17 protein-coding genes are annotated in these 24,686 nt (G+C 62.1%); 5 read left to right on the top strand and 12 right to left on the bottom strand.

Annotated elements, in window-relative coordinates; translation table 11 throughout:
• The first annotated feature begins 85 nt into the window (after nt 1-85).
• Nucleotides 86-1,411 carry a PAS domain-containing protein gene (locus R3F00_RS06865; protein ID WP_371281017.1) on the top strand — a complete coding sequence of 442 codons (1,326 nt, stop codon included), beginning with the start codon at nt 86-88 and terminating at the stop codon, nt 1,409-1,411.
• A gap of 165 nt (nt 1,412-1,576) precedes the next feature.
• Nucleotides 1,577-2,389, top strand: coding sequence for a cyanophycinase (locus R3F00_RS06860; RefSeq protein ID WP_371281016.1), 813 nt, complete (start codon nt 1,577-1,579; stop codon nt 2,387-2,389).
• Nucleotides 2,390-2,397: 8 nt separating this feature from the next.
• Here the strand turns inward: R3F00_RS06860 and tadA are convergent, their stop codons facing one another.
• From tadA to guaB, 4 genes are all read right to left on the bottom strand, one after another.
• A complete protein-coding gene (gene tadA / locus R3F00_RS06855; RefSeq protein WP_371281015.1) occupies nt 2,398-2,862 on the bottom strand; it encodes a tRNA adenosine(34) deaminase TadA in 465 nt (154 codons plus the stop codon).
• A 171-nt stretch (nt 2,863-3,033) separates the two neighbouring features.
• Complete coding sequence (gene cls / locus R3F00_RS06850) at nt 3,034-4,461, bottom strand: cardiolipin synthase (RefSeq protein ID WP_371281014.1); 1,428 nt, start codon at nt 4,459-4,461, stop codon at nt 3,034-3,036.
• Nucleotides 4,462-4,568: 107 nt separating this feature from the next.
• The gene (gene guaA / locus R3F00_RS06845) at nt 4,569-6,137 is read right to left on the bottom strand and encodes a glutamine-hydrolyzing GMP synthase (protein ID WP_371281013.1); all 1,569 of its coding nucleotides are present in this window, start codon (nt 6,135-6,137) and stop codon (nt 4,569-4,571) included.
• 115 nt (nt 6,138-6,252) lie between these two features.
• Nucleotides 6,253-7,707, bottom strand: a complete 1,455-nt coding sequence (gene guaB, locus R3F00_RS06840) for an IMP dehydrogenase (RefSeq protein ID WP_371281012.1) — start codon at nt 7,705-7,707, stop codon at nt 6,253-6,255.
• Between the two features lie 60 nt (nt 7,708-7,767).
• Here guaB and R3F00_RS06835 point away from each other — a divergent pair, with 60 nt between their 5' ends.
• Complete coding sequence (locus tag R3F00_RS06835) at nt 7,768-9,600, top strand: LTA synthase family protein (RefSeq protein WP_371281011.1); 1,833 nt, start codon at nt 7,768-7,770, stop codon at nt 9,598-9,600.
• Nucleotides 9,601-9,642: 42 nt separating this feature from the next.
• On the opposite strand, the gene folD is transcribed toward R3F00_RS06835, so the two are convergent.
• A complete protein-coding gene (folD, locus tag R3F00_RS06830; RefSeq protein WP_371281010.1) occupies nt 9,643-10,497 on the bottom strand; it encodes a bifunctional methylenetetrahydrofolate dehydrogenase/methenyltetrahydrofolate cyclohydrolase FolD in 855 nt (284 codons plus the stop codon).
• A 197-nt stretch (nt 10,498-10,694) separates the two neighbouring features.
• Between folD and R3F00_RS06825 the strand changes: the two genes are divergently transcribed.
• Entirely contained in the window at nt 10,695-11,000 is a 306-nt protein-coding gene (locus tag R3F00_RS06825; protein ID WP_371281009.1) for a DUF1244 domain-containing protein, read from the top strand.
• A 113-nt stretch (nt 11,001-11,113) separates the two neighbouring features.
• Here R3F00_RS06825 and R3F00_RS06820 read toward each other — a convergent pair whose 3' ends face one another.
• The 3 genes from R3F00_RS06820 to R3F00_RS06810 all read right to left on the bottom strand — a co-directional run bounded on the left by R3F00_RS06820 (nt 11,114) and on the right by R3F00_RS06810 (nt 16,738).
• Nucleotides 11,114-12,871 carry a hypothetical protein gene (locus R3F00_RS06820; protein ID WP_371281008.1) on the bottom strand — a complete coding sequence of 586 codons (1,758 nt, stop codon included), beginning with the start codon at nt 12,869-12,871 and terminating at the stop codon, nt 11,114-11,116.
• 146 nt (nt 12,872-13,017) lie between these two features.
• On the bottom strand, nt 13,018-15,711 hold the full coding sequence (locus R3F00_RS06815; RefSeq protein ID WP_371281007.1) for a TonB-dependent receptor domain-containing protein: 2,694 nt from the start codon (nt 15,709-15,711) through the stop codon (nt 13,018-13,020).
• A 139-nt stretch (nt 15,712-15,850) separates the two neighbouring features.
• Complete coding sequence (locus R3F00_RS06810; protein WP_371281006.1) at nt 15,851-16,738, bottom strand: DMT family transporter; 888 nt, start codon at nt 16,736-16,738, stop codon at nt 15,851-15,853.
• Between the two features lie 202 nt (nt 16,739-16,940).
• On the opposite strand from R3F00_RS06810, the gene R3F00_RS06805 reads away from it, so the two are divergent.
• Nucleotides 16,941-17,429 (top strand): NUDIX domain-containing protein, encoded by a 489-nt coding sequence (locus R3F00_RS06805; RefSeq protein WP_371281005.1) that lies wholly within the window; start codon nt 16,941-16,943, stop codon nt 17,427-17,429.
• Between the two features lie 393 nt (nt 17,430-17,822).
• On the opposite strand, the gene R3F00_RS06800 is transcribed toward R3F00_RS06805, so the two are convergent.
• The 4 genes from R3F00_RS06800 to rlmH form a co-directional block, all read right to left on the bottom strand.
• The gene (locus R3F00_RS06800; protein WP_371281004.1) at nt 17,823-21,884 is read right to left on the bottom strand and encodes a YhdP family protein; all 4,062 of its coding nucleotides are present in this window, start codon (nt 21,882-21,884) and stop codon (nt 17,823-17,825) included.
• Nucleotides 21,885-21,968: 84 nt separating this feature from the next.
• Complete coding sequence (gene rng / locus R3F00_RS06795; RefSeq protein WP_371281002.1) at nt 21,969-23,447, bottom strand: ribonuclease G; 1,479 nt, start codon at nt 23,445-23,447, stop codon at nt 21,969-21,971.
• 66 nt (nt 23,448-23,513) lie between these two features.
• The gene (locus R3F00_RS06790; RefSeq protein ID WP_371281001.1) at nt 23,514-24,098 is read right to left on the bottom strand and encodes a nucleoside triphosphate pyrophosphatase; all 585 of its coding nucleotides are present in this window, start codon (nt 24,096-24,098) and stop codon (nt 23,514-23,516) included.
• A gap of 101 nt (nt 24,099-24,199) precedes the next feature.
• The gene (gene rlmH / locus R3F00_RS06785; protein WP_371281000.1) at nt 24,200-24,670 is read right to left on the bottom strand and encodes a 23S rRNA (pseudouridine(1915)-N(3))-methyltransferase RlmH; all 471 of its coding nucleotides are present in this window, start codon (nt 24,668-24,670) and stop codon (nt 24,200-24,202) included.
• Between the last annotated feature and the right edge of the window lie 16 nt (nt 24,671-24,686).

The following is a 24,686-nucleotide window of genomic DNA, read 5'->3' as shown; positions in this document are numbered from 1 at the left end:
AAATCCGGGCTGGACAGGGTTCACGACGATGCTATGCTGATCGGATTGATGGACGCCCGAACGGGCTCGCGGAAGGATATGCGCGATGGAGAGGAAACAGGGGGCGCCAGACGAGGCAGTGCAGGCTGCACAGCAGAACGCCAACGCTGCCGACGCCGACATATGGACCCAACTGACCACGCTGGCTTCACGCAGCGAATCGGATCCCGTATTGCGCCTTCTCGTCAGCGAGGCCATTGCCCGTTTCGAGGAATTGCGCGGCGTTACCGCAACGATCGCCTCCCGCTACAGGGCGCTTGTCGATGCGGTTCCGGACGCCGTCATCATCCACGACGAGGCCGGTAATGTTCTCGATGCCAACGAGGCGGCCTGCCAACTCTATCGCCGAAGTCGCGACTCGTTGCTGCAGTCTTCCATGCTTGAACTGAATCCTGAGCTCGGAACCGATTTCCTGGCCAGTCTTCACGAAACCCAGGCGAACGGTTGCAGCCTGACGACCAGCTCGCAAATCCTGCGCGACGACGGCAGCATTTCACAACTCGAGCTGCACGCTCGCGAGTACCTGGACGCAGGACGAATCCGAATCATTGCCGTGATACGCGACCTGGGTCCGCGTGAAGTCGCTATTCAACAGCTCAGCGATTCGGAAACCTGGCTGCGCCAGCTGATACTCGAGATCGACAAGGGCGTGGTCGTATGGGGCCGACGTGGAGAGATACTCTCGAGCAATCCGTTTGCATGCAGGACGTTTCAGATCAATGAAGCCGAACTGCTCGCGCTGACCCCGGATCAACTGGAACGCTGGATCATCATCGACGCGCAAGGGGATCCGATTCCGAGGTCGGAAATGCCCTGGATCCGCGCGCTCGAGACAGGCAGGGCTCAGGAATCAGTCATGTGTGGCTTGCAACTGTCGCACATGCCTTCGACGATCTGGCTTTCGGTCAGCGCAGTCCCGCACTTCAGTCCGGGCCAGGAGGAGCCGGACAGGGCGGCGACCGTATTCACCGAGGTGACCCGGCTGCAACGCGACGCCCTGATGTTTGCCCATTCCCAGTCGCTCAACATGATCGGCACCTGGGAACTCGATTTCGAGACGCAGACCCTGCTTTGCTCCGCGCAATTGCACGCGATACTCGATGTACCCAATGCGATTCCGCTGTCGCGAGAACGATTTCTCGACCACTTCCAGGGTCGCGATCTCGACCGCTTTCGCATTGCCCTGGCCAGTGTGCGCGAGCACGGTTTCGACCAGTTTGAAGCGCTGCTGACCACTTCCATTGGCCGCAAGCGACGCGTCCGCATTCGAATGCGCCTCTTGCAATCCGGCGAAAGGGCGCATGGCGTGTTCGGAACGCTCAAGGACATTACTGCCGAGACTCCCGGCGCGCCGCTCGATTCGTCGCCATGATGCGCAACAGGGCACTCGACCACAGAAATTTCCCAGCCGAACGTACGGTCCGGCTGGAGCTCCGCGCCCGGCATCCGGCGCTGTTGCGAACGGGCGCGGGCTTCTGCGCGGACCACATGCCGCCGGACGCGTGTACTATCGGCCTTTCTCAAGCGGAGTGAATTCGTGCCCGCCAAACTCGGTCCGGACCGCAGCCGTGGCTCCATCATCGCCTGCGGCGAACTGCCAGCCAACCAGCGCACCCCGCAATTGCTCGCTCGCCTGATTGGACTCGTGGGCGACTCGCCTCGCGTGGTCCTGGTTTCGGCGCCCGACCAAACCGACGACGACGATATCGAACTCGAGGCGATGCTGGTGGCTGCCGGCAGTTCGCAGTTGCACCGTCATGCATTGTCCGCGCGGGCCGAAGCGGAAAATCGACACCTGCTCGACCTGGTCGAACAGGCAGAAATGGTCATCCTGAACGCGGCCCAGCCGCTCAAGCTGAGCACGCTGATCGGCGGAAGCACGCTGGCCCGTCTGCTGCGTCGGCGCAATGCCGCCGGCATGCCCGTGTGCGGCATCGGCGCCGGCGCCGCGGTCCTCTGCGAGCACATGCTCGCGTCGGGCACCCACGGCCCGACACCGCGTGTCGGAAGCGCTTCGTTGGCGCCGGGTCTCGGCTTGACCAATCGTGTCGTGATCGACCAGGGCGGCCATGCCAGCGATCGTCTCGGCCGATTGCTGGCGGCACTGGCGCTGAATCCGTTCGCACTGGGTCTCGGCATCGACGCATCGACCGTTGCGATCATCGGTCCGGACAATGCCCTGGAAGTCCTCGGCAGTGGCGGCGTCACGATCATCGATCCGAGTGAAATGGCCGATTCCAATGCCGCCGATGTCGAAGCAGGTGCGCCGATCCGCATCACCAACATGCGCCTGCATTCATTGACCGGCGGGGCCCGGTTCGATCTCGATTTCCGCCGCGCGATCGACTAGCGACCGATTCAGCGCCGGCTGCGAAAGAACTCGCGCAGCAGGCTCGCGCTCTCTTCGGCGAGCAGCCCCGCCGACACTGCGATTCGGTGGTTGTGTCGTTCCGAGATCAGGGTGTCGAAAACGCTGCCGGCAGCACCGGTCTTCGGATCTGCCGCTGCATAAACGACCCGGCCGACACGCGCGTGTACCAGCGCCATCGCGCACATCGCACAAGGCTCCAGCGTCGCATACAGGGTCGAACCGGGAAAACGGTAGTTGCCAAGCCTGGCCCCGGCTGCGCGCAGGGCAAGTATTTCCGCATGGGCGCTCGGGTCATTCAGGCTGATATTGCGGTTCCATCCCTCTCCTATCATTTCGCCGGCGACGACCAGAACCGCACCCACGGGAACTTCCGCCTCGACATCGCGCGCATGGGTCGCCAGTTCGAGTGCGCGACGCATCCAGCGCTCGGCCTCGGGCGTGAATTCCACCATCGGGCCTGGTCCTGGCGAGCTCTTGGCGCCGTCGTTTTCAGCTTCCATACTGCGAACAGCCATTCCGGCGTGGTGAGTGGCAACGGGACATGTGTGGAGTTTCGGGGCTTCGGCCCGTCGATGTGAAATGCATGTTGACAACGGAGCTGTTCGGACCTTCAAGCCACCACATTAGAGGACTGGCCCCACGATCGCGAGTGCATTGTGCAGCAACCGCCTTGACCAACCCCAACCGGCGACCTCCTCGGCAGTCACCTCCCTGCAATCGGCCAGGAACTCCTGCTGCCGCCCGAGCACCTGCAGGGTAAGCTCCCTGTCGCAAGACAGGATGTTGTTTTCATAGTTCAGATCGAAACTGCGACGATCCATGTTCGCGGACCCGACCAGCGTCAGCTCGTCGTCCACGGTCAACGTCTTGGCATGCAGCAGACCGGCCTGGTATTCGTAGACCCTGACTCCGGCGGCAAGCAGGTCTTCGTAGTAGCTCCTGCAGGTAGCCCCCACCGCGAAGTCGTCATTGCGCGCGGGGAAAATGATCGAGGTGTCCACGCCCCGGTTTCCTGCAGCGCAGATGGCTGCCTGCAGCGACTCGAGCGGAACATAGTACGGCGTTGTTATGAACAGCCTGCGACGTGCCGCATAAATGAGACTCTCGAAGATTTCCGGCATGGCCGAGTGCCGCAGAGTCGGCCCGCTCGCGATCACCTGGGCTGCGAATCCGGGACCGACAGTTGCCAGGGGTTGCAACAGGATTTCCCTGATGTCCTCATTCGCGTAGGCCATCCAGTCGCTCGCGAACAGGTGCTGGTTCTGCCGGACGACGGGACCGGTGAAGCGCACTACCACGTCCACCCAGGGGGCGAACTTCTTCTTGACCAGGAATTCGGGGTCGGCGCAATTCTGGCTGCCGCAATAGGTGACCCGGTTGTCGATCACGACAATCTTGCGGTGGTTTCTCAAGTCAATGCGGCCATTGAAGATGCGCAGCAAGGGATTGCCGACCTTGAGTACGCGGCACAAGGCCACGCCTGCGGATTCCATCTCCGTCCACAGGGTCGACTTGATCAGCAGCCGCGATCCCATGTCGTCGACCATAGCCCGACACTTGACGCCTCGTGCGGCTGCGCGAATCAGTGCTCTGGCCATGCGCGACCCGTTGTTGTCGGGCAACCAGATGTAAAACAGCAGGTGCACGTGGTCGGCGGCCGACTCAATGTCCGCGATCATGCTTTCGATCGCGGCATCCGAACTCGCCATCAATCTGGCCTGGTTGCCGGCTGTCGCAGCGTATCCGCTGATGTGTTCACCGACGCGGAACAGGGACTCATGCTGTGGATCGGTTCCAACCTTTCCGGTCGCTCCGGACCAGCCCGGCACTTCATCCATGCCCGGCATGTCGGACATGACCTTGTACAGCCTTTCTGCGCGTTTCCTGCCGATGCTGGTCTCTCCCAGCAACACGTAGGCCAGCACACCCAGAAACGGCAGGGCAAGGACCACGACGATCCAGGCGACCCGCGAAGTCGGATCCCGATGTCGGCGCAAGAGCACGCGTGCGACCACGGCGGCAACAATCAGTATGTGCAGAATCAGGTACATGAGGTGCCTCGGAGGTGGCATGAATCCCTGCGACAGGAGAGTCGGCCGAAACCCGCCCTTCCAGGCTCAGCAACCCGGACCGGCGGTCGCGAATCGGCAGAACGCGATCACTCCCACTCGATCGTGGCCGGTGGCTTGCCGCTGATGTCGTAGACCACGCGCGAGATGCCGCGCAACTCGTTGATGATGCGATTGGAGACCGTACCGAGGAATTCGTACGGCAGATGCGCCCAATGTGCGGTCATGAAATCGATGGTCTCCACCGCGCGCAACGCGATCACCCACTCATAGGCGCGTGCGTCGCCGACAACACCGACCGACTTCACGGGCAGAAACACGGCAAAGGCCTGGCTGGTCTTGTCGTAGAGGTCCGCCTTGCGCAGCTCTTCGATGAAGATCGCGTCGGCGCGTGCAAGCAGTTCTGCGTACTCGGGCTTGACCTCGCCGAGGATGCGCACGCCAAGACCGGGGCCGGGGAACGGATGCCGATAGACCATGGCCCGTGGCAGGCCAAGCTCGACGCCGAGACGGCGCACCTCGTCCTTGAACAATTCACGCAAGGGTTCGACCAGACCGAGCTTCATGTGCGCCGGCAGCCCGCCGACGTTGTGATGGCTCTTGATGACGTGGGCCTTGCCGGTCCCGCTGCCGGCCGACTCGATGACATCCGGATAAATGGTGCCCTGCGCCAGCCAGCGCGCATTGGCCAGCCTCGAGGACTCTTCGTCGAAAATCTCGATGAACAGATTGCCGATCACCTTGCGCTTCGCTTCGGGATCGCTGATCCCCTTGAGCGCACTGAAGTAGCGCTCTGCCGCATTCACGCGAATGACCTTGACGCCCATGTGCTCGGCAAACATGGCCATCACCTGGTCGCCCTCCTGCCAGCGCAGCAGGCCGGTGTCGACGAATACGCAGGTCAACTGCGTGCCGATCGCGCGATGCAGCAGCGCGGCGACCACCGAGGAATCAACCCCGCCCGAGAGGCCGAGGATGACTTCATCCTTGCCCACCGTTTCGCGCACGCGTGCGATCTGGTCGTCGATGATGTTGGCCGCTGTCCACAGGGTGCGACAGCCGCAGATCTCGGCGACGAATCGACGCAGCAAGGTCTCGCCCTGGCGGGTATGGGTCACTTCTGGATGGAATTGCACGCCGTACCAGCGCTTTTCCTCGTTGGCCATGGCGGCCACAGGAATGCGATCGGTGCGTGCCGTGACGACAAATCCGGGCGGTGCCGTGGCGACGTGATCACCGTGGCTCATCCAGACATTCAGGCGTGGCGGCTGGCCCGGATGATCGTTGAGCCCGTGCAACAACTCGTCGCGGGCAACAACCTCGACTTCGGCGTGGCCGAACTCGCGCGCATCGGCCGCTTCGGTCGAGCCGCCCAGCTGCGCCGCCAGGGTCTGCATGCCATAGCAGATGCCGAGAATCGGCAAGCCTGAATCAAACACCTGCTGCGGTGCGCTCGGAGCGCCATGCAGCGTGGTCGACTCCGGCCCACCGGACAGGATGATGCCTCTGGCCCCGTAGGCAGCGATCTCGGCCGGATCATGATCCCAGGCCCAGATCTCGCAGTACACCCCGATTTCACGAATGCGCCGCGCAATCAGCTGGGTGTACTGCGCACCGAAATCGAGGATCAGGATCTTGTCGTGGTGGATGTTGGTCATGCAATGGGATTCGGGATTGGGGATTCGCAACAGCAAGAAGCCGGATTTCAGGCTGGGCCCGGCAATTCGCGAAGTACCGCTTCGACGAATTCCGAATCTCGAATCCCTGCCCGAATCAACTCAACTGGTAATTCGGTGCTTCCTTGACGATCTGGATGTCGTGCGGGTGGGCCTCGCGGACGCCGGCGCTGGTGACGCGCACGAACTGGGGCCGCGTGCGCATCTCTTCGATGTTGGCGCAGCCGCAGTAACCCATCGAGGCGCGCAATCCTCCGACCAGCTGATGGATGATGCTGCGCAGCGGACCGCGATACGGAACGCGGCCTTCGATGCCTTCAGGGACAAGTTTCTCGGGGTCGGATGCGTCCTGGAAATAGCGGTCGCTGGACCCCTTCTCCATCGCACCCATCGAACCCATGCCGCGATAGCTCTTGTAGGAGCGACCCTGGAACAGCTCGACCTCTCCCGGCGACTCTTCGGTGCCGGCGAACATGCTGCCAAGCATGACCGTCGAGGCCCCGGCAACGATGGCCTTGGCCAGATCGCCCGAGTAGCGGATGCCGCCGTCGGCGATCAGGGGAATCTCGTCCTGCAATGCATTGGCAACCAGGTCGATCGCGGTAATCTGCGGCACGCCAACACCGGTGACGATGCGTGTCGTGCAGATCGAGCCCGGGCCGACGCCGACCTTGACTGCATCGGCCCCCGCATCGCGCAGCGCCAATGCAGCTTCTGCGGTAACGATATTGCCGCCGATGACCTGCGTATCCGGAAAGTTCTTCTTGACCCAGGCCACGCGATCGATAACCGACTGCGCATGACCATGGGCGGTATCGACGATGATGACATCGACACCCGCCTCGACGAGGGCCGCAACGCGACGCTCGGTATCGCCGCCCACACCGACTGCGGCGCCAACGCGCAGGCGCTCGTGCGCATCCTTGGCGGCGTGCGGGTTGTCGCGGGCCTTCTGGATATCCTTGACCGTGATCAGCCCGCGCAATTGAAAGGCGTCGTTCACGACCAGTACCTTTTCGATGCGGTACTTGTGCAGCAGGGCCAGCACCTCGTCTTCGCTGGCACCTTCCTTGACCGTGATCAGGCGATCCTTGCGGGTCATGATGTTCTTGACCGGATCGTCGTGCTTCTTTTCAAAGCGCATGTCGCGACTGGTGACGATGCCGACCAGCTCTTCCTTGTCGACCACCGGCACGCCCGAGATACCGTGCTCGCGGGTGATTCGCATGACATCGCTGATCGTCGCGTCGGGGTGCACGGTCAGTGGATCACGGATCACGCCAGCCTCGAATTTCTTGACCAGGCGGACTTCGGCGGCCTGCTGCTCAAGGCTCATGTTCTTGTGGATGATGCCGATCCCGCCGCACTGGGCCATGACGATGGCGAGGCGGGCTTCGGTCACCGTATCCATGGCGGCGGAGATAATCGGCACGTTCACGTTGAGCGTACGTGTCAGTCGAGACGAAGTCTCGACGTCGCGAGGCAGAACAACGGAGTGACCGGGGACTAGGTAGACGTCGTCAAACGTCAGGGCTTCGGCGAGAAGACGCATGGGCGCGATGGGGTTCTGAGCAAGTCGGTTATTCTATCGTTTTCCCGCACCCAGCCGCCAATGCGATCGACCCCACCCTCGCCCGGTGACCCGGGATCCGTCCGCTTTTGCTCGCACTGCCGGCTTGTTGCCACGCTGCTGCTGGCCCTGGTCCTTGCCCTCGTGCTCGGCCTGCGGGCCGACCGGGTCGACACGGTCGTCGGGGCCTATACCGGGTGCAGGGAGTGCGTCCGCCTGCCGGCCATGGGCCACGACGCCTGGCTGCTTGCCGCGGCTCTCGGCCTGCTGGCCGTGGCCTGGCTGGTCCGATCGGCCCTGGTCCAGTGTTCGCTGCGCGTGGCATTCGCGGCCCTTGTCCTTGTCGCGACCGTGGACGTGATTCTGTTCGACTTGCTGACCCATCGCCTGTATTTCGCCGACGTGATCCGGTTCGGTGGCGAAACGGAGGCCAACTGGAGCGTCCTGCGCGCGAGCCTTGCCTCTCCGACAGGCTGGCTCAAGCTGGCTGCGACCCTGGTGCTGCTCGTACTGCTGGTTCTTGCCTGCCTGCCCGACCGCAGGCGTCCGCACCTGGCCATGTGGCTGGGGGGGCTGGCCATGCTGTCGGCGGTTGCCGCGGTCGGCATTCAGGCCATAACGCCCGTCCACTATGTACATGCCTCGCTGACCCGGAACGTTCTTGAAATCAATGTTTCGCAAAGCAGCAGTCGCCCGTTCAGCCGCGAATTCATCGAGAGAGAACGCGAGAAGATCAAGAGCCTGCCCGAGATCTGCGAGAACAACCCTTCGCCGACGCGCCCGAACGTGATCGTCGTGCTGGCCGAATCGCTTTCGGCCTGGCATAGCAAGCTGCTTGGCGGGCCGGCGGACTGGACACCCCGGCTCGATGCTCTCGCCCGCGAAAACCACTATTTCACCCATTTCTATGCGAACGGGTTTACCACCAGTGGAGCCGAAGTGGCGATTGGCAGCGGTCTCTTGCCGATAAACCCGCCCAATGCGCTCGAGTACACATTCGACCACTACCGGACCGGGTCCGATTCATTGCCTGGCATGGCTGCCGAAGCGGATTATCAATCGCTCTTCCTGACCCCGGGCGACACCGGCTTCCTGGGTGTCGGCGAATGGCTGAACAGCATCGGCTATACCGAAGTGCATGGCAGCGAGGAACCCTGGTACGAAGGCCACGAACGCTGGCAATTCAATGCGGTCGCGGATGAGGTCTTTTACAACCGAATCATTGACTGGCTGGATACGCGCGATCCAGTCCGGCCGTTTGTCTCGGTCCTGCTCACCGTCACCAGCCATCCACCCTTTGTAAACCCGCGCACGCGCCAGATCGATCCCGAGGGTTCGTTCCGCTATGTCGACGAGCAGCTCGGCGAGCTGCACGCGGCGCTCCGGCAACGAGGCTTCTTCGACAACGGCCTGCTGATCATCATGGGCGACCATCGCACCATGACTCCGCTGCATGAAGCCGAGTATCGCCAGTTTGGCGAACGCGCCTTCGCTCGCGTTCCGATGATCGTGATCGGCAATGTGCAGATGCCGAAGGTGGTCGAGGAGGCTTTCCAGCAAACTGACCTGCTGCCCTCCCTGGCCTGGCAATTCGGAGTGAACTGGTGTCGTTCGCCCTATGCAGGCAGTTTCCTCAGAAGCGATCCCGAGCCGCCGGAGCTGGTCTTCCACGCGCGTGGCGACGATCGCAACCGGGTCGACGTCTATCACGGCGCCGGCGAGGATTCGGCCTATCTGCTTGATGGCGACGACAGCCGATGGCTGGGAACGCCGCCCGCAGATGGCGATCGCGTGGCCGCCTGGATCAACGTTAAGCGCGATGAGGCCGCTCAGCGCGCCAGGCTTGGCCGGGAAGCGGCAGCCACAGGCAAATGAACGACAAGGCCGGTCCTCCCCGTTGCGGAAAGCAGGGAAGCGTCAATCAAAAAACGTTTCTGCCGCCTCCAGCGTATTCTCCATCAGCGTCGCCACGGTCATCGGACCCACACCACCGGGCACCGGAGTGATCCACGCCGCGCGTTCGGCAGCCGTCGCGAATTCGACATCGCCGGTCAGGCTGCCGTCGTCGCGCCGGTTGATGCCGACATCGATGACGATGGCGCCGGGCTTGACCCATTCGCCCCTGACCAGATCGGGACGGCCCACGGCGACCACCAGGATGTCGGCTTCGGCGACAAATGCCGGCAGATCCCGCGTGAATCGGTGGCACACCGTCGTCGTGCAGCCGGCAAGCAGCAACTCGAGCATGAGTGGTCGGCCCACATGGTTGGAGACGCCGACCACAACGGCATGCTTGCCGCGCACCGGCAGATCGGTATTCGCGAGCAGGGTCATCACACCCTTGGATGTGCACGGTCGCAAGCCGCGCTGGCGCAGGACCAGGCGTCCGACATTCTCGGCCTGGAAGCCGTCCACGTCCTTGCGCGGATCAATCCGGTTGATCAGGGCGTTGGCATCCACATGCGCGGGCAAGGGCAACTGGACGAGGATACCGTGTACCTCCGGATCCGCATTCAGCCTTTCGATGAGGCTGACCAGATCGGCTTCCGGCGTGGCGGCTGGCAAATCGAATGCCAGTGAGGAAAAACCGACGCGCTCGCAGGCCTTGCGCTTGTTGCGCACATAGACAGACGAGGCCGGCTCGTCACCGACCAGGATCACGGCCAGTCCCGGACGTGGCTTTCCGGCCTTGATGCGGGCGTCCACACGTTCCGCCAGACGATCGAGCAGTTCAGCGGCAATGCGTTTGCCGTCCAGCAGGCGTGCGCTCATCGGGTCTCCAGGCAAGTCCGCGCATTATCCATGCACAGCCAGAGAGGCTCAAACGGAATGCCTGCGAGCGACCTGTTCCATTCGCGATTTCATATCGGGCCACCAGCACCATCATCGAAGCCCGTCTCGGGCATGGCGTGCCTCGACGTCGATCTGCGCTAGAGTCGATACAGCACTCGCAAACCGGAGCACGACCGATGCCAGATGTCACGACCGAACTCGAAGCAGCCGCCTTTCGCCGCCTTGTCGGGCACTTGCAGGCCCGCAACGATGTGCAGAACATCGACCTGATGATACTGGCGGGTTTCTGCCGCAACTGCCTGGCAGACTGGTACCGCGATGCGGCCGCCGAACGAGGTCTGACCCTGGATCGCGAACAGGCGCGTGAACGCATCTACGGACAACCGTTCGATGAATGGAAGGCTCGCTACCAGGCCGAGGCCAGTGCCGAACAACTGGCAGCCATGGCGGAGGCCAGGAAAAAGCATCCGCCGCATGAATAGCAGCCCCTTGTAATCGGCTGCCAAAAAAAGCCCGCGTCACCGAGGGTGACACGGGCCTGCTGGTCCTGCCTGTGGCGAACCGGCACATCATCCGATGCGCCGGTTCCGGACGGCTACTGCGCCCGATAGGTCCAGGTCTGCATCCAGTCGTCATCCGGACCGCTGAACGCACCGACATAGGGAGCCGGCGCGAAGAACGGATCGGGAATCATGCGACCGCCCGTGCGCAGCGGCGAATTGGCCATCGGCAGGTAGCCGTTGACCATCGCATCGGCGATCGAGTTGCCCGGCTGCGCGTTGAAAAAGGCCTCTGCCGTCCATGGCGCATCGGCCGACTGGGCGAACGCCGTGGCGCAATTCAGATACGTGTGATCGATGGTCAGGGTGCCCGTCAGTGCCGCCGGCGAGCCGGCTGCGGCAAAGGTCGGTGTGTTGGTGATGTTGAGGCAAGCCTTGCCGGCCTTGTCATAACCGCGGACCAGGCCATTGACCAGGTTGCCACCCGTACCTTCCTTGAACAGGATGCCATTGCCGGCGGTCGCGCCGCCGATGAAGGTGAAGTTTGCGAACGTCGGTTGAGCGCGCGGTGTGGCGTCCTGGTTGTCGGCCTGGTTCGAGGCTTCGAAGCCGTTGTCCTCACCGAAACCGTTGCCGGTCTTCGAGTACGCGAACTGAACCTTCCCGGCCCAACCCTCGTCCCAGTCGAACGAATCGTCGCCGCCGTCGATCACGACAAGGTGGCTGGCATTGACGGTGCCGCCGAACCATTCCACGCCATCGTCGCCACCGCGATAGGCCTGCAGGTACTCGAGTACGGTGCCATCACCCACCGACTGGAACGTGAAAGCGTTGACTTCACGACCTTCGGTGAAGATGTAACCGCTGTAGCGAACCTGCACGTAGCGCATGATGCCCGAGCTGTCGTGCGGATCGTTGCCGCCGTAGCGCAGGCTCGGATCGAACTCGCTGCGGCAATCGTACGGCGCAGTCGGACACTTGTTGTTCGGAGCATTGCCCGAAAGCACGACACCGCCCCAGTCCTTGGGAGCCGGTTCGCGGCCGCTGTCGACACCGTCGTCGGAGCTGGTGAAGATGATCGGCGCATAGGCCTCGCCATCCGCGATGATGCGCGAACCCGGCTGCACATAGAGATAATCCGAAGTGGCGCCATTGCCGGTCAGCAAGGTACCCGGCTCGATCGTCAACACGGTCTTGTTGGTGTTGTCGCCGCCCACACGGACCAGGCCGTCAAGCACCCAGGTCGTCTCGTTGGTCAGGGTACGGTCGCTCGTGATCGCGCCACTCAGCACGCAACTGCGCGGCTGCACGCCGGGCGTGGTGCCTGCAGGACAACCGGTGAACTTCCTCTTGTACACGCATTTGGAGCCTTTCTGCGCTACGCCCGACGCCAGCGACTGGATCGGCGTCAGGGTCTGTGAAATCGGCTGGAATCCGCTCTCGGCATTGGGCGTGACATTGATCGTGATCTCGCCGCAGCTCTCGACACTCATCGCGAGGGTGCCGATCGGCGTGACCGTCACCGGCTCGGATCCGGAGAACGTCGCTCCCTCCACCTTGCCCACCGGTTTGCCGGACCAGGCAAATTCGAATTCCTTGATATCCCAGTTGGCGGTGATCCAGAACGGATTGCCTTCGGCATCGAAGGTCGAGCCGAAAAGGAATATCACCCTGTCGCCATTGGGTCGGGTAAGGACGTCGACGCCCCAACCCTTGCCTTGACGATCCAGATCGCTCCAGTTGCCTGAAAATGCGTCCGTCATGGTCACGGCGGCGTTTGCAGCGGTAGCGAAGAATCCGCCCGCCACGCAGGTCGCAAGGAGTGCTGCTCTTGCTGCTTTGTTGAATCTCATGCTCGATCTCCGTTGATTGGAAGCGTCGTCGCCGCATGCCGGATCGAGCACGGGCGACTGCTTCCAGAGGATGCACAGAGACCGATGACAGCGTCCTTTCCGTCAAATGATGCTTTCACTACGATTCGACGAATCGTGTTGCAACCCTATTGCAGCGGCCGCCACTCCAGCGAAAACAGCACTTCACGCCCCTTCTGGTAGAGGCGTGTGTCGAGACCGCCCTGGGTGAAACGGACCTCGGAGTCGAGCAGGTTGCGCAGCCGGAAAGTCGCGCGCCAGTTGTCGTTGATGAAGTGGCGCCAGATGAAGTCGAGGCTGTTGTAGGACTCCTCGTAGACATCGGGCTGACCCTGTACGCCGACTTCCGATATGCGGCTGCCAAAGCGGCTCCAGAGCAGGTTCGCTTCATTTCGATCGGTGGTGTAACCGAGATTCAGATTGACCACATAGGGCGACTGGCCCTGCATCGGTCGCGACAGATTGGTCTGGAAGCCCGCGCTTTCCGAATCCAGCTCGATCGAGGACTTCACGCGCGTGTAGTTGAATCCGATGCTGTACGGGCTGGTATCGAGACTTTCAATCCATCGTTCGCCGATGAAGCCGAGGTTCTTCTGCAGTTCGACTTCGATTCCGTAGTTGTCGGCACTCATGGCGTTGGACAATTGCAGCAACGGCGTCGAACCGGGAATGCGTAGCTTTTCTATGGGGTTGTCGAATTTCTTCTCGAACAGTGCAACGGAAAACGTATCTGCGCCACCGAAGTAATACTCCCAGCGCAAGTCGAGATTCTGAATGCGCGTGGAGAGCAGGTCCGGATCGCCTATCGTGTCGATGTCAAGATCGGGATCGGTGTACGGCGCCGGTGAGAGCTCGCGGAAATCCGGCCGCGACAGCGTCTTGCTGTAGGCAAACCGGAATTGTGCAGCGTCACTGTATGCCCATGTGACGGCCAGCGCAGGAAGCCAGATGTCGGAATCGTCGCTGGAGACGATCGGGTCGAAGTTCGAATTGCCGACGTCGAATGTCGTCACCGATTGCGAGTTCGATTCATGGCGCGCGCCGGCGCTGATTCGCCAGGTACCCAGATCCAGCTCGGCATTGACGAAATAGTTGTCGACGGTCTGGTCGGCGAAATAGTTGTCGGTCGGTCGGGTCACCTCGCGCAACACGAACCCGTCCGGGCGAATGTTTGCCGAATTGAGGATCTGGTCAATCGGCTGGGCGAAGAAGCCGGGCTCGCTGTTCAGTGGCGAGCCCGAGGCGAGCAGATACGAGAACGTGCGGATCGAGGAATCGCGATCGCGTGTGGTGCGTCCGAGGCCGCCGCTCAGCAGCAGGGACGGCCCGCTCTCGAAGTAGAACGGCAGCACTGCACTGATCTCGAAGTCGTCCTGGCTGTCATCGAGCTCGCCGAAGCTGGATGCATTGGCGTCCGAACGTCGCGAGTATTCGAGCACGTCGTCGGCACGATCGTAGCGATAGGTGCGACGGTTGGGCTGGTCGCGACTCGCATCGGAGTGCGTGTACTGCCAGTGGATTTCGAGATCGTGCATGCTCGGGAACATATGCGTGCCGACCAGTTGTTCGGCGATCAGCTCGTTCTCGGTCCAGCGCAGCTCGTAGTAGCTCGAATCCACGCTGTCGACAATACCGTCGCTGATCCGGGTCAAGTCCTGGGTCTGGCGCAGGTCGAGCAGGGTCAATCCGATCCGGTGGTACTTGCCCAGATCAAGGTTTGCGCCGATGAAGGCGCTGGAATCGACTTCGCGATCCGTGAGATCGACCTCGAGATTACCGACCTGGGTCAAACCACTGTTGCTGTTCGAGTAGATGTTGCGGACCTCGGCCACCGAGTCCCAGTCCTGCCGATAGCGAACGGCACCGATCAGTCCGAGACGTACGTCGTCGCTGAGCTGGAAGCTGTTGCCCAGCCCGATCGAGAGTCCGCCATCAGGGCCGATGCGTTCAGGCTCGATCGCAAAGCCTGATTCGGCAAGATCCCAACCGTATTCCTGCAATTGTTCGGGCGTCGCGCCACCGGGGTTGTTGGCCGAGGCGGGTCGCAGGTAGCTGCCCCCTGCAATTGCCGCTTGCAGCGAGCCCGGCAGCGCACGCGTGCCGTCGTCTTCGCCGGTCCAGTCACGGTCGCCGCCCTGATAGCTCAGACCGTCCTGGAAGGTCGTGCCACTGGTATAGCCGATGGTTCCCTGGATACGGAAGAACGGCGACTGTGGCGCTTCGCGTGTGCGCAGGATCACCGCACCGCCGCCGAATTCGCCGGGCAGATTCGGCGAATAGGTCTTCTGCACAATGATGCCGTCGAGCAGCTCGGTCGGGAACAGATCCAGTGGTACCACGCGCCGGGTGAAGTCCGGACTGGGAATCTGTGCGCCATTCAGCAACACGCTTGAATAACGTTCACCAAGACCGCGTACATAGACGTAACGACCATTGACGACGCTCAAGCCGGGCACGCGCTTCAGCGTTGTCGCCACATCGGAATCTCCCGTGCGTGCGATCTGTTCGGAACTCAGCGCTTCGACGATCTCCGGCGACGCCCGCTTTTCCTCGAGATAGAGCACCTGATTGTCGTTCCCTACCTTGCCCTGCACTTCAACCCCGCGCAGTTCCACGGCATTCGGATCATCCGCCGCCACGAGGTCATCGCTGCCGGCCACCAGTTCTTCCTCGGCGAGTGTATCGGGGCGGGCAGCCGCCGATTCCTCGCCTTCACTCTCGACCGCAACAACGTCGGCCCGGGCAGCAACCGGTGACAGGGCCAGCATCAGGGCCGCCAGCAGGGCACTGCGCCGAAGAGGCAGTTTCAGATCATGTTTCATTTCTGGTTTCATTCAGTGACAGGGCCGTTAAGCGCGTGGCCAAAGTCCTGAACCGTAACGGCTCGAGGTTGCTGCCGAATTACGCCAATGAGACAGACAGATGAAACAGGCGGTGTGATGACGAATTGTTCGCCGCGATTCAACGGGTTGGAGGTCTCGACCCCTGAGTGCGCACGCTGATCCAGGCTCCGATCATCAGCAATATCACGGCCACGGCCTGGCTCCAGTGGGCGGAGACCGCTCCGCTCAGCAACAGAAGCAGGGTCGACAGCAGCGGTGCTGCATAGGAGAGGGTTCCGAGTACGGCGATTTCGCCATGCTTGGTGCCACGATCCCACAACCGGAACGCGATGCCGACCGGGCCCAGCCCCATCAGGATCAGGACCAGCCACTGCCCGGCAGTGGGGCTGATGGTGCTTTCGAAAGTCAGGTGCGTGATCCCCGCAAGCAAGGCCACGGTCAGGCATGCACCGCCAATAGCCGAACTCGGCACGTCGCGGAAGCGCCGGTTCAGCACTGAATAGGTCGACCAGGTCAATGCAGCTCCCAGAGCGGCCAGATATCCGACCCAGTAGCTGCTATCGAACGAAAAACCCCGGTCGTGGCCGAGCATGATGCCCACTCCGGCAAGGCCAAGCGCAGTGCCTGCAAACTGTGCGGGCTGCGGGCGCACCGCAGGCAGGAATGCGGCAAACACCACGATAAGCAGTGGCCACAGGTAGTTGACCAGATTGACCTCGACGGCTGGCGCGTTCCGAAACGCGATGAAATAGAGCGCGTGATAGCCATACAGGGCGGCCACGGACAGAACGAATCCCGGCCAGGGCTGCTGCATTCCGCGCAGGCGTCCGACGGCATGACTCCCAGCGAACATGCTGGTGATTCCGCCGACGGCAAAACTGATTGCAAGAACCTGAAATGGCGGCAATGCGGCCGTGAAAACCGTCATCAGTGCCAGCGAGGACCAGAGCAGGATCGCCATCGCGCCGCTCAGGGTCGCCATTCGTGTGGTTTGATCGGAGTTCATCAGCTGATTTGCAACGCGAGTGTCCTGTCAGTTTGGAAGTTCCGCGCTCGCAAATCGCGCCGACGGTCCGGATCAAGGCGCGATGTTTGCGCCTTGTCGGCGTCGCCAGACCCACGCATCGGATCATGCCGGGCGTTCGGCATTCGAGGATCAGCCACCAATCTGCGAAAATGCCGGATTCCGGCAAACTCATGCGCGAATCATGCCCTACACCCCGATTGTTGCAACGCTTGGCTACGTACTTTCCGAGGACCGCTCCCAGGTCCTTCTCGTGCACAGAAATGCGCGGGCCACTGACCAGCACTTCGGCAAGTACAACGGTCTCGGCGGCAAGATGGATCCGGACGAGGATGTGGTCACTTGCATGCGGCGAGAACTTTCCGAAGAGGCGGCGATCGACTGCATCGATCTTCGTCTGCGCGGCACGATCAGCTGGCCGGGTTTCGGCAAGCAGGGCGAGGACTGGCTGTGTTTCATCTTCCTGATCGAGAAGTTTGCCGGTACCCCGCCTCCCGGCAACGAAGAAGGCCTGCTCGAATGGGTCGACCTTGAGCGCCTGTCCGAACTGCCGCTTTGGGAGGGCGACTCGCACTTCCTGCCCCTCGTGTTTGACGCGGATCCGCGCCTCTTCCACGGCGTCATGCCGTATCGGGATGGGGTGATGCAGTCATGGAACTATTCGCGCATCTGAAAGGGCGCCTGGAAATTTCGCCGTACTTCCGAGGATGCCCCGGTCACGGCAAGCAAGCATCCCCTGGACTGGACACGCGTCATCCAGTGGGCATGCACCGGGAACTCCAGGCATTCTGGGTATGCAGGCGAGCGGCGCGAATGTGGCTGGTTTGCCCTCTTCCCTGAGCGGATGAAGGATGGCATTCACACCCCCGCAGCGCGGGGGCCCGCAAACGGAGGTACTCGCGCACCGCAGGCGTGTGAATGCCTGCTGGTAGTGCCGCCTCGCGCAGGAATTGCAGGCCTCGTGGAAGTTCTGCCCCCCCCTGCGGTTGCAACGCGCCGGAGGTTGGCAAACACCCTCTGCGTCGTGCAACGAAGTCCAAGTCGAAGTCGTAGCACGACGTCGGGCTCAGATGCCCGAGTCTGGCTCTTCGCCAGTCACACCAGTCGGGTCGGGTGTTGGCCTTTCCGGCACCGGATCGAGACCAGTCTCCGCAGGGCCGGATTCGAGTTCCGTTTCTTGCGCGCCACTACCGCCATCGCCATCAGTCGATTCCGAAGCCGGATCGGGCCGGGCCAGCATCGCAGGAGGCTCGTTGCTGGAGTCCGTCGTGCCGTCAACCGGCATGCCTGGTTGCGTCGCCGTTGCCGCCTTTCCTGCCTCGTATTCCTCCCGACTCACCAGAGTGATTTTCGGGGCTTCCCAACTGCCTTCGACGGAATACCGCGATCGCGCCGCCTGGTTGATCTTCTTGCCTATCAGCGTCTGCACGACAATGCCGGCGGCGGCTCCAACAGGTCCGCCAGCCAGCGCACCCACCAGCGGCAAGGCGACCCCGGCGCGTGGCGTCACTACCATTTCCTGGTCATAAACCTTCTCTCGCAATCCGGTGCGACCGCTGATTTCAATATCGGCTGCCGGGCTGTTGATCAGCAGATTGTCGGTGTAGGCACTGCCGTCACGCAGCTGGAAACTGCCGTTGATCGAATTGAAACTCATGCCCGATTTGAACAGGTCGCTGAAATCAAGCGAAAGGCGACGCGGAATTTCGCGCAAGGAGAAGAGTCCGAACAAGCGACCCCCTGCTCCGGGATCGACGTCAAGGATTCGCCCCTTGTCGACCGATATCTCCAGGGTTCCGGTGGTCTTGGCCAGGGCAAAGGCGGTGGGCGCGCCTGGCCAGGTCGCATCGATCCGGGAAAAGGTTTCCCCACCTTCGATGATGCCCGCATAGCCAAACGCATCGAGCATGCTGCCAAGACTCCCGGCGCTCATGTCGATGACCAGATGCGATTCGTTTTCACCGGCGCTGCCATACCAGTCGCCGCTGGCGCGCAGGTCGAAGTCGGCCGATCTGGCTTCAAGCAGGTCCAGACGCATGCCGGTATCGGCAGGAAAGCTTTCGAGGCGCACTTCACCCATGCGCGTTTCGCCCATCTGCAGCTCGCCCACCCACAGATGCAGGGGCGGGATGCCTTTCGGATCGACGTCGGACAATGCATCGGGGCCGGACTCTTTCTCTTCCGGAAGGTCAGGCCAGAGGATGCGGCTCATCTGTGCCGTGATCCCGCGCTTGTCCAGTTCCGCTCCTGGCACACTGATCTCGCCTTCCATGGCCTCACCCGAAATGCGTATCGACGTGTCCTCCTGTTGCGGCACCAGATCGACATGAAGGTCCGGAATATCGCGACCCGCGATCTGCATGTTGCCGACATCGAGCGACACGCCCTTGAGCAGATCGCCCCCGCCCCCCCCGGCGCTGAACAGGGAAATCCAGCCACCGGCATCGAGTGAGCCGACCTTGCCGTCAATCTGCAGGCCAGCAGGCGGTACGGTTCCGGCAGGATCCCCGGGCCCGAAATCCAGTCGTGCCGACAATGGATTCAGAGGGCCAGGCAAGCGACCCGTGGCACGGACCACATCGCCAAGGCGTGCACTGAATTCCTGACCAGCAATCGGCATTTCCAGGTTCAGCGAAAACGGCATCGCCACTGCAGCCGGCTTGTCCAGCGGCGCAGGCAGGAGCATGTCGATGCCTTGCAGGTCGCTCTGCAGACGAAGGCTCTTGCGCCCCTTGGCTGCGCCCGCATCGTCGCCAATCTGCAGATCGATCAACCAGTTCGCTTCACCCGGGAAACTGGGCATGGCCGAGGCCAGGTCGGTCGCCCGCCCGAACACCGTTGCGGCCGGCAGCACGCCCTGCAGACTGGCTTCGAAGGTGTTTTGCGTGTCCAGCGTCGAGCTGCCGATGGCAATGCCCAGCATGACCGGAAAACCGGCATATTCCGCCTGCAGGGCGTTGGCCAGCACGCTGGTCCGGCTGAATGCGACGCGACCGTTGGCCTGATCGAAGCGCAATCCCCAATTCGCCTCTGCCAGATCGGACCCCGTGAGATCGACGCGACCATCGAGTGTCATGCGTTCGTTGTCGTTGAGTGGCACATCGATCTGCAGGTGGGCGTCGCCGCTGCCGCCAATCGAAAGGCCGTCGAGATATTCGGCACGCTGCTTGCCCACCGGAGTGGCGCGCAAGTATTCCAGAAGACCGGCGCCCGGACCGCTGGCATCAATCGACAGCGTCAGCAATGAATCCTTGAATCGGGCAATGGTCGCCTCGGCCGCATCCACCGTGACTCCCATCGACTGACCCTTCGCGACGCTTGCCTGCATGCCACCGTTGATGAAACGGGCGGTCACATCGAGATTTTCGCCATTCGGCCAGTCCGGCAGGAAGGCCAACTCCAGACCACGCAGTTCGGCGCGCGAGTCGAAGCGACCCGTATTGTCCTCGAACGGCCAGTTGTCCAGATCGCCGCGAGCAATGGCGCGTCCCTCCACCACGGTTCCGGTGACGAGCGCACGATCGAGCCACTCGACTACCGGTGGCGGCATGGTGTTGACCGGCCAGAACAACTTGGCTGCCTGCACATCGGCGTTGCTGACGAGGGCTGCAGCATCTATCAGCGGTTTGGTCCCGTCGCCCTGAAATACCAGTCCACCGCGAAGTTGGACCGTGTAGTCCATTGCGCTGAAATCGAACAGACTGGTTTTCACCTGCCATCCCGAGCCTTCCGGCCAGATCAGTACATCGCCGCCAAAACGGACCAGCTCGAATGGCTTGCGAAAGACCATCGGGTAGTCGATGCGCGTCGCCTGCCTCGGAATCTCCAGCATCACGGACTGGGAGTCGCCGCGAATTCGCGCATCCAGCGAGTCGATGCCGGGAATGGCGTGGGCTGCGCTGCTGGACATTCCCTCGACCAGCATGTCGATCGAAAAATCGCCGGCTGACTCCCAGTGCACATCCATGGCGGACACCCGTCCACGCGGGTTACCGAGGTAGAGCCAACGTCGCAAGCCGGAAGGAGCGAACTCGGCCAGCATCGCGACGCTGGCGAGCGCATTCAGATCCAGGGCATTGGCTAGCAGGGAGAACTGGCCGGGCTCACCCGTCTCCTGTTCGATCACAAAGTGGGCGGGCGGCGTCGCCTCACCCTGGCGGGTTACCGTTGCATCGGCCACATCAAGCCGCCAGTCGTCGCCTAGCCTGCGCAGTCGGGCGCCCAGGGCAAGACGCTCGAACGCGGTCCTCGGCCGGACCGAAACCTGCTCGCCCGTATCGATCTCGGTTTGCGCTTCCAGCACCGTTTCGGCGAGGTCCATCTTGAGAGTGATTTCGTCGACACGCGCGTCCCGCCAGTCGGCCCAGAATTCGAAGTCGCCATTCGCGGATACCAGCTTGATGCCGCCGACAGGAAGTCCCGAAATCAGCTCCGCAATATCGACTCTTTGACCACCCGCGTAGAGGCGCCCGGAGCCCGCCTCGACATCGATGTCGGCAACCAGGGCAAGCGGCGACATGGTGCTGGTGCTGCGACCGATCTGGCCAAGAACGCGAGTAATCCGGCCGAGGTTGACCACGCGCAACTCGGGCACCTGAAAGTCGAGGTTGATGTCCCGCGATGCATCCACTACCTGGACCTTGAGATCCACCAGCACGACAGCGCCGAGGACGCCCATCGAGCTTCCGTCTCGTCCGGCGCGGGCTGCCGGATCGATACCGAACAATTTCCAGACACCATCGGTGTTGCGAACCAGCGACAGATCCAGGCCGACCAGTCGAAATTCGTTCCAGGCGCGATTGCGCTGGAATGCGGCATACAGGTTAAGCGCCAGCTCGGCACGAGGCAGGCGCAGTTCGGTCTCGCTGGCGGGACCGCTTGCGATGCGCAGATCATCGAGGATCAGTCGAGGCCCGCCTCGCGTCCACATGCTTGAAACCTTGCCGATCGTTACGTTGCGCCCAAGTCGTTCGGTCAGCCAGCCCTCGATGCGTTGCGGATTGTCGGCCAGCCAGGGCAAGGCCAGTTGGGCGAACCCGACCAGCACTGCCGCGGTAATGACCAGCGCCACGAATATCGCCTGCACGAGAAAACGGAACTTGCGCAGACGCCGGCGGAAAGGAGTCATTGAACGCGACCCGGAAGTTCCGAACGATGCGCGGCACGACAAAGGAACAAGGATGCCGACTGATTGATCGGCCAGGTCAGATGCTCAGAGCAGCACCACATCGAACTGCTCCTGCGAATAGTGCTCCTCGGGCTGGAAGCGAATGGTCTTGCCGATGAATTCCTCGAGCTCGGCAACGGCAGTCGAATCCTCGTCAAGAATGCGTGCGACTACATCAGGCGCCGCCAGAACCAGAAGTTTCTCGGCGTCGAACTGGCGCACGGCGCGGGTGATCTCGCGGAAGATTTCGTAGGTCACCGTCTCGGCTGTCTTGATCGAGCCGCGCCCCCCGCATCCCGGACACGGCTCGCACAGCTGGCGCTCAAGACTTTCGGTGGTTCGCTTGCGGGTCATCTCGACAAGGCCCAGCGGCGACATTTCGTAGACCGTTGTCTTGGCGTGGTCGCGGGCCAGCGATTTTTCCAGTTGTCGTATGACCTGGCGCTTGTGTTCTTCGTCGATCATGTCGATGAAGTCGATGATGATGATGCCACCGAGATTGCGCAGGCGCAGATGCCGGGCCGCCGATTGCGCTGCCTCGAGGTTGGTCCGGTACACGGTTTCCTCGAGGTTGCGCGTGCCCAGGTAGCTGCCCGTGTTGACGTCGATGGTGGTCATCGCCTCGGTCTGGTCGACGATCAGGTAGCCGCCGGACTTGAGTGGCACGTCCTTCTTCAGCGCGCGCTGGATTTCATCCTCGATGCCGTACAGGTCGAATACCGGCCGCTCGCCCGGATAGTGCTCGATGCGTTCTGCCAGGTCGGGCATGAACTGGCTGGTGAATTCGATGGCGCGATCCAGCGTTTCTCGCGAATCGACGCGCACCTTTTCGATCGATGGCCGCATCAGATCCCGCAATGAGCGCAAAGCCAGCGGAAGATCCTCGTAGACCCGGGTTCCTATTCGCGCCTGCGCCATGCGTTGCTGCAGTGACGCCCATAGCTTGCCGAGGTAATCAATGTCTTCAGCCAGCGCTTCGCGAGTCTGGCCTTCCGCATTGGTGCGAACGATATAACCGAGTGGATTCTCGCCGATCGACTCGGCCAGGATTTCCTTCAGCCGCATGCGTTCGGTTTCGTCCTCGATGCGGACGGATACACCGAGCACGGTGCTGTAGGGAAGCAGGACCAGATATCTCGACGGTATCGACAGGTGCGTCGTCAGTCGGGCGCCCTTGGTGCCGATGGGATCCTTGACCACCTGGACGACGATTTCCTGTCCGTCACGCAGCAATTCATTGATCGGAGGTGTTGGCGTCGACGCCGTTTCTCCGTTTTCGCCGAGCAGATTGGAGTTTGGACGAATGATGTCGGATGCATGCAGGAATGCGGCCCGATCGAGCCCAATCTCGACAAATGCCGCCTGCATGCCGGGCATCACCCGGCTGACCTTGCCCTTGTAGACGTTGCCGACATAGCCACGCCGACTGGCCCGCTCGATGTGGACTTCCTGCAGCATGCCGTTCTCGACCAGTGCCACTCGGGTCTCGCGCGGGGTTACATTGATCAGGATTTCTTCGCTCACGACAAGATGTTAGCACCAGTAATTGAAGTGTTTTATAGCTGGCGCGGACCGGCCTTGTCGAATGAATCAGTGAGCCCGCGACTCTGCGCCCTGCCCGAAGCGTCCCAGCAGCAGCGAGGTCTCATGCAATGGCAGACCCATGACCCCGGAATGGCTTCCGCTCAGATGACTGACAAAGGCCGCCGCGCGGCCCTGTATCGCATAGGCCCCGGCCTTGCCAAAGGCTTCGCCAGTTGCCACATAGGCATCGATGCTGGCCCTGTCCATTGCGGCCAAGCTGACTTCCGATATCGAAGTGACGTGGTCCTCCCTGCCCGCATCGATGCACCAGACAACGCTGATGACACGATGCGTGCGCCCGGCCAGGCGGCCCAGCATCGCTGCAGCATCGGCCGCGTCGGCCGGCTTGCCAAAGATCTCGCCGTCCAGTTCGACTTCGGTATCCGCCCCCATGACGATGGCTCCGGGAACCGCCACGACCTGCAGCAGTCCGGCACCGGCCTTTTCTCTCGCGACCCTGCTGACGTAGTCGACATCGGGCTCGCCCTCCGCGCGCACTTCGGGCACGTCGACATCCACGATGTCGAATCGGATGCCGATCTGCTCCAGCAGTTGGCGACGGCGCGGTGATTTTGAGGCGAGAAACAGCATGACTTGAATACCCCTGGTCAGTCGAACCTGCGAGCATTGCCCATGCTCGCGGCATCTAGGCGACGTCATCATTGAAGTGACTGCGAATCGTACCTCTCGCCTCAGGAACGATGGTAAGGATGACCGGCCAGAATCGTGCTGGCCCGGTAAAGCTGCTCGATCACGATCAGGCGCACCAGCATGTGCGGCAGCGTCAATGGGCCCAGAGACCAGCTCTGGTTGGCCCGTGCCGTCACCTCGCTGGCGTGGCCATCCGGCCCACCAATCAGGATGGCCAGATCACGCCCATGCATGCGCCAGGCTGCGAGGCTCTCCGCCAGTTGTTCGCTGGACCAGGGTTTGCCGTGACCATCCAGGGCAACCACGTGGACGTCGCTGCCCACGGCAGCCAGAACAGCGTTTCCCTCATCTGCCCTGGCACGTACGGGATCGCGACTCTTTCCGCGATTTCCCAGCGGAATCTCGATCAGTTCCAGCGGAAGGTCACGCGAAAGGCGCTTGGCGTATTCGGAGAATCCCTCCGAGACCCAGGAGGGCATGCGTTCGCCAACCGATATCAGGCGCGTACGCATGCGATGCCGATCCTGG

Origin of the sequence: Dokdonella sp. (assembly GCF_041395345.1) — a bacterium.
Lineage (GTDB): Bacteria > Pseudomonadota > Gammaproteobacteria > Xanthomonadales > Rhodanobacteraceae > Dokdonella.
The sequence above is the reverse complement of the archived record's forward strand: the minus strand, read 5'-3'. Positions and strand labels throughout refer to the sequence as shown.

Bases quoted from the DNA above. Each gene is read 5' to 3' on its own strand.
- R3F00_RS06835 (WP_371281011.1), top strand. From the start codon at position 7,768: ATGCGATCGACCCCACCCTCGCCCGGTGACCCGGGATCCGTCCGCTTT.
- guaA (WP_371281013.1), bottom strand. From the start codon at position 6,137: ATGACCAACATCCACCACGACAAGATCCTGATCCTCGATTTCGGTGCG.
- folD (WP_371281010.1), bottom strand. From the start codon at position 10,497: ATGAGCGCACGCCTGCTGGACGGCAAACGCATTGCCGCTGAACTGCTC.
- R3F00_RS06820 (WP_371281008.1), bottom strand. From the start codon at position 12,871: ATGAGATTCAACAAAGCAGCAAGAGCAGCACTCCTTGCGACCTGCGTG.
- R3F00_RS06805 (WP_371281005.1), top strand. From the start codon at position 16,941: ATGCCCTACACCCCGATTGTTGCAACGCTTGGCTACGTACTTTCCGAG.
- R3F00_RS06815 (WP_371281007.1), bottom strand. From the start codon at position 15,711: ATGAAACATGATCTGAAACTGCCTCTTCGGCGCAGTGCCCTGCTGGCG.
- rlmH (WP_371281000.1), bottom strand. From the start codon at position 24,670: ATGCGTACGCGCCTGATATCGGTTGGCGAACGCATGCCCTCCTGGGTC.
- R3F00_RS06810 (WP_371281006.1), bottom strand. From the start codon at position 16,738: ATGAACTCCGATCAAACCACACGAATGGCGACCCTGAGCGGCGCGATG.
- R3F00_RS06865 (WP_371281017.1), top strand. From the start codon at position 86: ATGGAGAGGAAACAGGGGGCGCCAGACGAGGCAGTGCAGGCTGCACAG.
- R3F00_RS06800 (WP_371281004.1), bottom strand. From the start codon at position 21,884: ATGACTCCTTTCCGCCGGCGTCTGCGCAAGTTCCGTTTTCTCGTGCAG.
- cls (WP_371281014.1), bottom strand. From the start codon at position 4,461: ATGTACCTGATTCTGCACATACTGATTGTTGCCGCCGTGGTCGCACGC.
- guaB (WP_371281012.1), bottom strand. From the start codon at position 7,707: ATGCGTCTTCTCGCCGAAGCCCTGACGTTTGACGACGTCTACCTAGTC.
- R3F00_RS06825 (WP_371281009.1), top strand. From the start codon at position 10,695: ATGCCAGATGTCACGACCGAACTCGAAGCAGCCGCCTTTCGCCGCCTT.
- R3F00_RS06790 (WP_371281001.1), bottom strand. From the start codon at position 24,098: ATGCTGTTTCTCGCCTCAAAATCACCGCGCCGTCGCCAACTGCTGGAG.
- tadA (WP_371281015.1), bottom strand. From the start codon at position 2,862: ATGGTGGAATTCACGCCCGAGGCCGAGCGCTGGATGCGTCGCGCACTC.